Annotated in this window: 9 protein-coding genes; 6 read left to right on the forward strand and 3 right to left on the reverse strand. The window is 72.7% G+C overall.

All coding sequences use genetic code 11. The annotated features are described in order from the left end of the window. Positions 1–35: 35 nt before the first annotated feature. The 3 genes from ACWD3D_RS01835 to ACWD3D_RS01845 all read right to left on the reverse strand — a co-directional run bounded on the left by ACWD3D_RS01835 (position 36) and on the right by ACWD3D_RS01845 (position 3215). Positions 36–1118 carry a magnesium and cobalt transport protein CorA gene (locus ACWD3D_RS01835; RefSeq protein WP_451458941.1) on the reverse strand — a complete coding sequence of 361 codons (1083 nt, stop codon included), beginning with the start codon at positions 1116–1118 and terminating at the stop codon, positions 36–38. A 160-nt stretch (positions 1119–1278) separates the two neighbouring features. After that, complete coding sequence (locus tag ACWD3D_RS01840) at positions 1279–1731, reverse strand: VOC family protein (protein ID WP_451458942.1); 453 nt, start codon at positions 1729–1731, stop codon at positions 1279–1281. A 131-nt stretch (positions 1732–1862) separates the two neighbouring features. Next, entirely contained in the window at positions 1863–3215 is a 1353-nt protein-coding gene (locus ACWD3D_RS01845) for a M64 family metallopeptidase (protein ID WP_451458943.1), read from the reverse strand. A 451-nt stretch (positions 3216–3666) separates the two neighbouring features. Between ACWD3D_RS01845 and ACWD3D_RS01850 the strand changes: the two genes are divergently transcribed. From ACWD3D_RS01850 to ACWD3D_RS01875, 6 genes are all read left to right on the forward strand, one after another. Beyond that, a complete protein-coding gene (locus tag ACWD3D_RS01850) occupies positions 3667–4530 on the forward strand; it encodes a metallophosphoesterase family protein (RefSeq protein ID WP_451458944.1) in 864 nt (287 codons plus the stop codon). Next, on the forward strand, positions 4530–5195 hold the full coding sequence (locus tag ACWD3D_RS01855; protein ID WP_451458945.1) for a 4'-phosphopantetheinyl transferase family protein: 666 nt from the start codon (positions 4530–4532) through the stop codon (positions 5193–5195). The genes ACWD3D_RS01850 and ACWD3D_RS01855 overlap by 1 nt, the downstream gene beginning before the upstream one ends. 182 nt (positions 5196–5377) lie before the next feature. Next, positions 5378–6211 (forward strand): M55 family metallopeptidase, encoded by an 834-nt coding sequence (locus ACWD3D_RS01860; RefSeq protein ID WP_451458946.1) that lies wholly within the window; start codon positions 5378–5380, stop codon positions 6209–6211. After that, positions 6204–7547, forward strand: coding sequence for a M20/M25/M40 family metallo-hydrolase (locus ACWD3D_RS01865; RefSeq protein ID WP_451458947.1), 1344 nt, complete (start codon positions 6204–6206; stop codon positions 7545–7547). Before ACWD3D_RS01860 ends, ACWD3D_RS01865 begins: the two co-directional genes overlap by 8 nt. A gap of 20 nt (positions 7548–7567) precedes the next feature. Then, positions 7568–9634: a S9 family peptidase gene (locus ACWD3D_RS01870; protein ID WP_451458948.1), complete on the forward strand. Its 2067-nt coding sequence runs from the start codon at positions 7568–7570 to the stop codon at positions 9632–9634. 2 nt (positions 9635–9636) lie between these two features. Next, entirely contained in the window at positions 9637–10608 is a 972-nt protein-coding gene (locus ACWD3D_RS01875) for a S66 peptidase family protein (protein WP_451458949.1), read from the forward strand. The last annotated feature ends 1 nt before the right edge of the window (position 10609 follow it).

Here is a 10609-nt window from a genome sequence, read left to right on the forward strand (position 1 = left end):
CGGTCCGAATTCTCGGACACGGCCCAAGGCGCCGCTCAGAGCCAGCCGTTGCGCCGGAAGCCCCGGTGGATCGCGTAGCACGCCAGGGCCATCAGCCCCAGTGCGAACGGGTATCCGTAGGTCCACCGGAGCTCCGGCATGTGCGAGAAGTTCATCCCGTACATCCCGCACACCATCGTCGGCACGGCGACTATCGCGGCCCACGCGGTGATCTTGCGCATGTCCTCGTTCTGCCCGACCGTCACCTGGGCCAGATGGGCCTGGAGCACCGAGTCGAGCAGCGAGTCGAAGGACGCCATCTGCTCGGTCAGCCGCGTGAGACGGCCCGCGACATCGCGGAAGTACGGCTGTGTCTCGGGGGCCAAGGCGGGCATGGGCCGGGTGGCGAGGGTCTGCAGCGGGCGGTCGAGCGGGGCGACCGCCCGCCTGAACTCCATCAGCTCACGCTTCAGTTGGTAGATCTTTCCCGCCTCGCCCCGGCCGGCGTCCACGCTGAACACGGCGGTCTCCACCGCGTCGACGTCGTGTTGCAGGGAGTCGGCGACCTCCGCGTAGGCGTCGACCACCGTGTCCGCGACGGCGTGCAGCACGGCGGCCGGACCCTGCCGCAGACGGGCGGGCTCGGCCTCCAGGGCCTCGCGCAGCGGGCCGAGCGAACCGTGGGAGCCGTGCCGCACCGTGATGACGAAGTCCTCCCCGGTGAAGACCATCAGCTCACCGGTGTTCACCACGTCGCTGGTGGCGGTGAACTGCTCGTGGGGGACGTAGCCGCACGTCCGGAAGACCGCGAACAGCCCCTTCCCGTACGGCTCCACCTTCGGGTGTTGGTGCCCGCGCAGCGCACTCTCGACCGCCACCGGGTGGAGGTCGAACAGCTTTGCCACGCGCGCGAGTTCCTCCTGGCCCGGCTCGTGGAGGCCGAGCCAGACGAAGCCGTTCCCGGTGCGGCGGACCCGGTGCAGGGCCTCCTCGGGGGAGTCGGCCAGGGGCTGCCGCACCCCGTCCTCGTACGACACGCAGTTCACGACCGAACTGCCGAGCGGCGAACGGGCCGGGTGGCTCAGGTCCACCGTGCGGTGGACCGCACGGCTCATCGCCCGGCGGATGGAACGGATCATCGGCACGGTGGCCCCCTCGGCATGAAAATACGCGAGGCCAGTTTGCCACTCGACCGGGGCGTCCTCCCAGGCCGTCCGTGGTCCGCGGCGAGCGCGTGCGCGCGTCGCGGACCGCCGATGTGCTCTGTGCGGCAACCGATCCGTTCCGGGCCGGTGTGCTCTACGCCGCGCAGAACTCGTTGCCCTCCGGGTCTTTCATGACCCACCAGTGCCCGGCCGGTCCTTGGTCGACCTCGCGGACCGGGGTGGCGCCCAGGTCCTTGAGCCGCTCCACCAGCCGTTCGAGGCCGCCGGGTTCGCTGTGGATGTCGACGTGCAGACGGTTCTTGCCGGATTTCTCCTCGGGAACCTCCTGGAAGAGCAGCCGCCGCCCGGCGCCCACCCCACTGGTTTCGTCGAAGGGGTCGTCGGGGTGGCGGATCGCGGCGTAGCCGCGGAAGATCTTGCGCCCGTGGTGCTCGGCGACCGCGTCCTCCCCGAGCTGTCCGGCGGCCAGCAGCCGTGTGACGAGCGGGCTCGGGTCCTCCACCTCGTAGTCCAGCGCGGCGGCCCAGAAGTCGGCCAGGATCGGCGCGTCCCCGCTGTCGATGACGAGTTTCCAGTGCAGTGCCATGGATCCACTCTCCCGCACCCTCCCGGTCCGCGCCGCCCGCGCGAGCCTCGGGCCGCCCTGCGGGCGCGGGGCGGACGGAGGGGCGGACGGAGGGGCGGTGCCGCCCGCTCCGGGGCGGCACCGCCCCTGGATCAGGAGGTGACCGACCAGGTCAGCGTGTCGGTCGCGGCGGTCTTGGCCTTCGGGTCGCGGAGGGAGGCCGTGGTGTCCGCGAGGCGTGCCATGAGGGTGTGGGTGCGTCCGTCCGCCGTGACACCGAGCTGTTGCGGCACCACGCTGGTCAGGCCCCGCGCCTGGGTGGCCTCGGTTCCGTCGACGTACCACCGCAGGTCGAGCTGGGAGAGGCCCGTCGTCAGCGTGGCGACGTTCACGGTGACCGTCTGGCCGCGGCTCACCGTGGTGGCGGTGGTGGTCGCGGTGAGCGCGGAGGCGTACCGGTAGAAGCCGCTGATCATCGCTTCCCGGCCGGGCAGGTTGAACTTGTCCGTGGAGAGCGATCGCATCAGGGAGTCGGCGGTGGGCCGGTAGACGCCCAGCGGATAGTACGAACTGCCCGTGTATGTACCGACGGTGCCGCCCGAGGGGTCGCTCTCGCCGAGCCAGCGGTACCACTTGGCCTGGGCCGACGTGAGCTGCGCGGCCGTGCGGACGGTGGAGTTGGGCTCGACGGGCTCCGCTCCGGTGTACGTGCCGTAACTGTCGTACGTGTACTCGTCGGCGAGCAGGCCGATCGAGTGGCCTATCTCGTGGGCGGCGATCAGGCTGGACTGGCTGTTGTCGGACGAGAGGGTGGAGACACCGGCGAAGGAGTAGGAGGAACCGAGCCCCGAGTAGCCCGCGCCGCCGTACTTCGTGGAGTTGGAGACCACGACGACGAGATCGGCCGCGGGGGCCTTGGCGGCGTACGTCCTGACCTTGGCGAGGTCCACGCAGATGAGCCGCTCGGTGCTGGAGCACCAGAAGTACGAGCCGAGCGCGGTGTTCTTGACCACGCCCGCCGAGGGGTCGCCGGAGATGCCGGACTCGGCCGAAACGGCCCCGACCGCCCACACGTTGAACAGGCCCGTGTAGCTCCGGTAGGGCTCGACGGCGGTGACCTCCGCCCACCGGGCGCGGGCGTCGGCGAGGAAGTCGGCCTGCTGGGACGCGGTGTAGCCGTCGCCGATGATCGCCACGTCCATGCGGGCGGCGCTCGGGCCGGTCTGGGAGAGGACGGTGACCGCGCCGTCCGTGGCCGTCGCGGCGTCGGCGGAACGGGATGCCGCGGACTGTGCCGGGGCGGAGGCCGCGTACGGCGATACAGCGGGCACCTGGACGTGCCTGCCCTCGCCCGCCGGATCGGCGAAGTACTCGGCCCGGACGGTGGAGCCCTGCGCGGCGGAGCCGGGAGCGTTGCCCGCCGAGGCCGTACCGGTGGTGACGGAGAGGGCGGCGACGAGTACCAGTCCGGCGGCGAGGGCGGTTCTGCGCATGCGTGGGGGCACGGGGATCTCCTGCGGGGGTGGGCCCGCGTTCCGGCGGTGGGGCGCGGGCGGTGACGGGGGAGGGGGCGTGCCGGTCGTGCGGGTGTCGATGCGGGCCCTCGCGGACGCGTGGGGCGGGTGCGAGTGAACCTAGGTAAACCCGAGTAAATCGGTAAGTAAATATGATTAATCGTGCGATGAAACTAGGGCTTCCGGATGTCTCTGGCAAGAGCCGGGACGGAAGTTGACGGTGTGCCGGATGCGCGAGGCCCCCCTCGTGCCGCCCGTCCGCCACCGCCCCCGAGGCGTCCGGACCGCGGCGACATGCCGATCAGGGGTGACACCCGGTGCCCGGACGTGCCAGCCTTCGAAGCGGTACGCCCCGGGGGCCCGTCGCCCGGTGTACGCGACCACCGCCGCACCGCATCCGCACGAACCGGCTCCTCGCCGGGAAGCGACGAGAGGAAGATACGTGCCGCAAGTTTCGGGCAACCTCCTGGCCATCAGCGATCTCCACGTCAGCTACGAGGAGAACCGCAAAATCGTCGCCGGCCTCCGCCCGGAGACGGACGAGGACTGGCTGCTGGTCGCCGGGGACGTCGGCGAGATGTCGGAGGACATCGCCTGGGCCCTCGGCACTCTCGCCTCCCGCTTCGCCAAGGTCCTCTGGGCGCCCGGCAATCACGAGCTGTGGACGCCTCCGAAAGACCCCCTGCGCCTACGCGGGGTGGAGCGTTACGACCACCTCGTGGAGCTGTGCCGGAGCCTCGGGATCGTCACGCCCGAGGACCCCTATCCGGTCTGGCAGGGACCCGGGGGGCCCGTGACCGTAGCCCCGCTCTTCCTGCTGTACGACTACACCTTCCGCACCGACGCCGCGCTCAGCCGCGAGGAGGCGCTGGCCGCAGCCCAGGAGGCGGGCGTGGTCTGCACCGACGAGTACCTGCTGCACCCGGACCCGTACGACAGCCGCCACGCCTGGTGCGAGGCGCGGGTGCGTCTGACCGAGGAACGCCTCGGCGCGCTCGACCCGGCGATGCCGCTCGTCCTGTTCAACCACTACCCACTCGTCCGCACGCCCATGGACATCCTGCGCTACCCCGAATTCGCCCTCTGGTGCGGCACGGAACGGACAGCGGACTGGCACCGCCGCTTCCCGGTCGCCGCGATGGTCTACGGACACCTCCACATCCCCCGGTCCACGGTGTACGACGGGGTCCCCTTCGAGGAGGTGTCCGTCGGCTACCCGCGCGAGTGGCAACGGCCCGGACACCCCCGCACCGTGCCGCCCCGGCGTATCCGCCCGGTCGTCCCCGCGGTACGGGGAGAGAGGTGATGCTGCGGGCGGTCCTGCCGACCGCGGTCGCCGTGGAAGAGACCTTCACCGACCCGCCGGAGGCGGAGCTGTACCCGGAGGAGGCAGCACTCGTCCGCCACGCGGTGGACAAGCGCCGCAAGGAGTTCACCACCGTCCGGTACTGCGCCCGCCGGGCGCTCGGCACACTCGGGCTGCCGCCGGGCCCGGTGCTCCCCGACCGGTACGGCGCCCCGCGCTGGCCCGCCCGGATCGTCGGCAGCCTCACCCACTGCCACGGGTACCGGGCCGCGGCACTCGCCCACGGCGCGGCCGTCACGATGCTCGGCATCGACGCCGAGCCCCACGGGCCCTTGCCGGAAGGGGTGCTGGAGACGATAGCCCTTCCCGCCGAACGCGCCTGGACACGGTCCGCGCCGGCCGGGACGCACTGGGACCGGCTGCTGTTCAGCGCCAAGGAATCCGTCTACAAGGCCTGGTACCCGCACACCGGCCAGCGGCTCGGCTTCGAGGACGCGGAACTCCGCTTCGACCCCGTCCGGGGCACCTTCACCGCCCGGCTGCTCGCACCGCCCCCCGCGCGGCCCCCCGGCCGTCCGCCGCTGCCCCGGACGCTCGACGGGCGGTGGTCGACCGGCAACGGACTGGCCGTCACCGCCGTCGTGGTGACACCCCCCACCGCGTAGCCGCGGCCGGACCCGCTCCCCGCGTCGCGCGGAGCCGGCCCCGTGGCGACCACACGACCGCCACCCGCCCGGACGCGTGCGGACCACGCGGCTCCGCCACGGGCCGCCCTGTCCGGGTAACCGCGCGAGTCACGCCCGCACGCCGTGGCCCGCGCGCACCGGGGCGCGTACCGTATGGCCGCATGAAGATCCTGATCAGTGCCGACATGGAGGGCGCGACCGGTGTGACCTGGCCGGGGGACGTCCTGCCGGGCACTCCCCAGTGGGAGCGCTGCCGTTCCATGTTCACCTCGGACGTGAACGCCGCGGCTCTCGGCTTCTTCGACGGGGGAGCCGACGAGGTCCTCGTCAACGAAGCCCACTGGAGCATGCGCAACCTGCTCCTGGAGCGGCTCGACGAGCGCGTCGAGATGATCACCGGACGGCACAAGACCCTCTCCATGGTCGAGGGCATCCAGCACGGGGACGTCGACGCGGTCGCCTTCGTCGGCTACCACACGGGCGCCGGCACCGAGGGCGTCCTGGCCCACACCTACTTGGCCAACTCGATCACCGGCGTCTGGCTGAACGGCGTACGCGCCAGTGAGGGACTGCTCAACGCGCACGTCGCCGCCGAATACGGCGTGCCCGTCGTGCTGGTCACCGGCGACGACCTGACCTGCGTGGACGCCGAGGGATACGCCCCCGACGCCCGCAAGGTCGCCGTCAAGGACTACGTCTCCCGGTACGCGGCGGTGTGCCGTACCCCCGCCCGTACCGCCGCCGACATCCGCGCCGCAGCCGCCGAGGCCGTGCCGCTGGCCGTCCGGCACGACCCCGTCACCGGGGCCGGCTTCACCGTGGAGCTGGAGTTCGACGCCGAGCACCTGGCCGGAGCCGCCACCGTCGTCCCGGGCGTGACACAGAACGACGTACGGCGCGTCGGGTACACCAGCGCGACGATGTACGAGGGAATTCGCACGTTCAAGGCGGTCACCACGATCGTGTCCGCCGCAGTGGAGGAACAGTATGGCTGAGTCGCCCGCCCCGTCCCCTTCCGTGGACCAGCAGGCCCTCGACGAATCGGTGACGTTCACCTCGGAGCTCATCCGGATCGACACCACCAACAACGGCGACGGCACCTGCCAGGAGCGCCCGGCCGCCGAATACGTCGCCGCGCGCCTCGCGGACATCGGCCTGGAGCCGGTCCTGCTGGAGCGCACCCCGGGCCGGACCAACGTGGTGGCCCGCATCGAGGGCACCGACCCGTCCGCCGACGCCCTCCTCGTCCACGGACACCTCGACGTCGTCCCCGCCGAGGCCGCCGACTGGACCGTGCACCCCTTCTCCGGCGAGGTGCGCGACGGTGTCGTCTGGGGGCGCGGCGCCGTCGACATGAAGAACATGGACGCGATGATCCTCGCGGTCGTCCGGGGCTGGGCCCGCGCCGGCGTCCGCCCCCGCCGCGACATCGTCATCGCCTACACCGCCGACGAGGAGGCCAGCGCCGCCGACGGCTCCGGCTTCCTCGCCGAGCGGCACGCCGGCCTCTTCGAAGGCTGCACCGAGGGCATCAGCGAGTCCGGCGCCTTCACCTTCCACGCGGGCGACGGCCTCTCCCTCTACCCGATCGCCGCCGGCGAGCGCGGCACGGGCTGGGTGCGGCTCACCGCGCACGGCAGGGCCGGGCACGGCTCCAAGGTCAACCGCGACAACGCGGTGACCCGGCTGGCAGCCGCCGTCACCCGGATCGGCGAGTACACCTGGCCCGTCCGCCTCACTCCGACCGTGCGGGCCGCGCTCACCGAGATCGCCGCGCTGCACGGCCTCACCGCCGACCTCGACGCCCCGGGCTTCGACGCCGACGAACTCCTCGGCAAGCTCGGCCCCGCCGCCGCCCTGATCGCGCCGACCATCCGCAACAGCAGCAACCCCACCCAGCTGGACGCCGGATACAAGGTCAACGTCATCCCCGGCCACGCCACCGCCGTCATCGACGGACGCGTGGTCCCCGGCGGCGAGGACGAGTTCCGCACCACCATGGACCTGCTCACCGGCCCCGGCGTCGACTGGGAGTTCATCCACCACGAGGTGCCGCTGACCGCCCCCGTGGACTCCCCGACCTTCGCCAAGCTGCGCGCCGCCGTCGAACTCTTCGACCCCGGCGCGCACGCCGTCCCGTACTCCATGTCGGGCGGTTCGGACGCCAAGCAGTTCTCGCGCCTCGGCATCACCGGCTACGGCTTCTCACCGCTCAAACTGCCGGTCGGATTCGACTACCAGGCGCTCTTCCACGGCGTCGACGAACGCGTTCCCGTGGACGCCCTGCACTACGGGGTCCGCGTCCTCGACCACTACCTGCGCAGCGCCTGACCACGACGAGGGAATCAACCATGGCGTCCAGCCGGCCCAGCACGGCCCAGCCCGGTACCACCCAGCCCGGCACGACCACCACGACCGCCCCGGTCCCGGCCCCGTACGGCACCTGGTCCACGCCCGTCGACGCGGCGCTCGCCGCCTCGCACGACGGCCGCCCGGAGTACGTCGGCACCGTCGGCGACGAGGTCTGGTGGACCGAACCCCGCCCCTCCGAAGGCGGCCGGCGCGCCTTGGTGCGCCGGAGCGCGGAGGGCGCGATCACCACGGTGCTGCCCGCACCCTGGAACGCCCGCAGCCGGGTCATCGAGTACGGCGGACAGCCCTGGGCCGGGGTTGCCCGCGAGGCCGGAGGCCCGCTCGTCGTCTTCGTGAACTTCGCCGACCAGCGGCTCTGGGCGTACGCCCCGGACGGCCCCGACGAGCCCTGGCCGCTCACCCCGGTCTCCGCCGTCGGCGGCGGACTGCGCTGGGTGGACCCGCAGATCCACCCGGACCGGGGCGAGGTCTGGTGCGTCCTGGAGGAGTTCACCGGTGAGGGCGCCGGCGACGTGCGCCGGGTGGTGGCCGCCGTGCCGCTGGACGGCTCCGCCGCCGGCGACCGCGCCGCCGTGACCGAACTCTCCGACGACCGCCACCGCTTCGTCACCGGACCCCGGCTCTCGCACGACGGCCGCCGGGCCGCCTGGATCGCCTGGGACCACCCGGACATGCCGTGGGACGGCACGGTCGTGATGCTCGCCGAGGTCACCACCGAGGGCACCTTCACCGGAGTCCGGCCGCTCGTCGGCGACACCGACGAATCGGTCTGCCAGGTGGAGTGGGACCGGGACGGCTCCCTGCTCTTCGTCTCCGACATCAGCGACTGGTGGCAGCTCCAGCGCATCCGGCCCGACGCCGTCGCGGGCGGAGCCGTACCGACCACCACCCTCTGCCCCGGCCGGGGCGAGGAGTTCGGCGGACCGCTCTGGAAGATCGGCCTGCGCTGGTTCCAACCGCTCGACAACGGCCTGATCGCCGTCCTCCACGGCACGGGCACCACCCGGCTCGGCGTGCTCGACCCGGAGACCGGCGAACTCGTCGACGTGGCCGGACCCTGGACGGCCTGGGCGGAGACCCTGGCCGTCCGCGGCGACCGCGTCGTCGGAGTCGCCGCGAGCCCGCACACCGGCTACGAGGTCGTCGAGCTGGACACCTCCACCGGCCACACCCGGACCATCGGCGCACCGCACACCGACGCCGTCGACCCGGCGTACTACCCCCAGCCGCAGGAACGCACCTTCTCCGGGCCGGACGGCCGAGACGTGCACGCCCTGGTGTACCCGCCCCGCAACCCCGGCCACACCGGCCCCGAGGGTGAACTGCCGCCGTTCGTCGTCTGGGCGCACGGCGGTCCGACCAGCCGCGTCCCGCTCGCCCTCGACCTGGAGGTCGCGTACTTCACCTCGCGCGGCATCGGAGTCGTGGAGGTCAACTACGGCGGGTCGACCGGCTACGGGCGCACCTACCGCGAACGGCTGCGCGAACAGTGGGGCGTCGTGGACGTCGCGGACTGCGCCGCCGTCGCCGAGGCGCTCGCGGCCGAAGGCTCCGCCGACCGGACCCGGCTGGCGATCCGGGGCGGCAGCGCCGGCGGCTGGACCGCCGCCGCCTCCCTCACCAGCACCGACGTCTACGCCTGCGGGGCCATCAGCTACCCCATCCTGGACCTCACCGGCTGGGCGGTGGGCGAGACCCACGACTTCGAGTCGCAGTACCTGGAGTCACTGGTCGGCCCGCTAGCCGAGGTGCCCGACCGCTACCGCGAGCGGTCGCCACTGACCCACGCCGACCGCCTGCGCACCCCGTTCCTGCTGCTCCAGGGACTGGACGACGTGATCTGCCCGCCCGTCCAGTGCGAGCGTTTCCTCGCCGCGATCGAGGGACGCGGCATCCCGCACGCCTACCTCACCTTCGCGGGGGAGAGCCACGGCTTCCGGTTGGAAGCCACCCTGATCCGCGCCCTGGAAGCCGAACTCTCCCTCTACGCGCAGACCTTCGGCATCGACGGGGTGGACGTCCCGGTCCTGGAGCTGAAGCGATGACCATGTCCGCCACACCCCCGTCCACCGCCGCCGGCCCCGTACCGCTCGCGCGGGCCGCCAGACTCCGGCCCGGCGCCCGGGTCGCGATCGTCTCGCCCAGCGGCCCCGTACCCGCCGAACGGATGGACGCCGGGCTGGACATCCTGCGCGGCTGGGACCTCGACCCCGTCGTCGCCCCGCACGCCCGCGACGTCCACCCCGAACTGCGCTACCTCGCCGGGACGGACGAACACCGCGCGCGGGACCTCCAGGAAGCCTGGTGCGACCCGTCCGTGGACGCGGTCCTCTGCGCCCGCGGCGGCTACGGCGCGCACCGCATGGTCGACCTGCTCGACTGGACCGCCATCCGCGCGGCCGGCCCCAAGCCGTTCGTCGGCTACAGCGACGTCACCGTGCTGCACGAGGCGTTCGCGCTGCGCGCGGGGTTCTCCACTCTGCTCGGCCCGATGGTCGGCGCCGAGACCTTCCTCAAGGACGCCGCCACCCAGGACGCGCTGCGCGCCACCCTCTTCGAACCCGAGTCGGTACGGACCCTGGGCCTGGAGACCGCGGCCTCCCTGGTGCCCGGCCGGTCCCGTGGCGTCACCTACGGCGGATGCCTCAGCCTCCTCGCGGCCGACCTCGGCACCCCCGGCGCCCGCACCTCCGGCAGGGGCGGCCTCCTGCTCATCGAGGACGTCACCGAGGACCCGTACCGCATCGACGGCTTCCTCACCCGCCTGCTGCGCTCCGGCGCACTGGACGGCGTCGCCGGAGTGGTCTGCGGCTCCTGGGAGAGCTGTGGACCGTACGACCGGGTCCGCGCGGTACTCGCCGACCGGCTCGGCGCCCTCGGGGTGCCCGTCGTCGAGGAGCTGGGATTCGGCCACGGCCCGACCACGCTCACCGTCCCGCTCGGACTCCCGGCCGTGCTCGACGCCCCCGCTGAGGGCGGGCAGGCGACCCTCACGGTGGAGGTGCCCGCGCTGATCTGAC

It is taken from the genome of Streptomyces sp. NPDC002690, assembly GCF_053592415.1.

Bases quoted from the DNA above. Each gene is read 5' to 3' on its own strand.
- ACWD3D_RS01835 (WP_451458941.1), bottom strand. From the start codon at position 1,118: ATGATCCGTTCCATCCGCCGGGCGATGAGCCGTGCGGTCCACCGCACG.
- ACWD3D_RS01840 (WP_451458942.1), bottom strand. From the start codon at position 1,731: ATGGCACTGCACTGGAAACTCGTCATCGACAGCGGGGACGCGCCGATC.
- ACWD3D_RS01855 (WP_451458945.1), top strand. From the start codon at position 4,530: ATGCTGCGGGCGGTCCTGCCGACCGCGGTCGCCGTGGAAGAGACCTTC.
- ACWD3D_RS01860 (WP_451458946.1), top strand. From the start codon at position 5,378: ATGAAGATCCTGATCAGTGCCGACATGGAGGGCGCGACCGGTGTGACC.
- ACWD3D_RS01865 (WP_451458947.1), top strand. From the start codon at position 6,204: ATGGCTGAGTCGCCCGCCCCGTCCCCTTCCGTGGACCAGCAGGCCCTC.
- ACWD3D_RS01870 (WP_451458948.1), top strand. From the start codon at position 7,568: ATGGCGTCCAGCCGGCCCAGCACGGCCCAGCCCGGTACCACCCAGCCC.
- ACWD3D_RS01875 (WP_451458949.1), top strand. From the start codon at position 9,637: ATGTCCGCCACACCCCCGTCCACCGCCGCCGGCCCCGTACCGCTCGCG.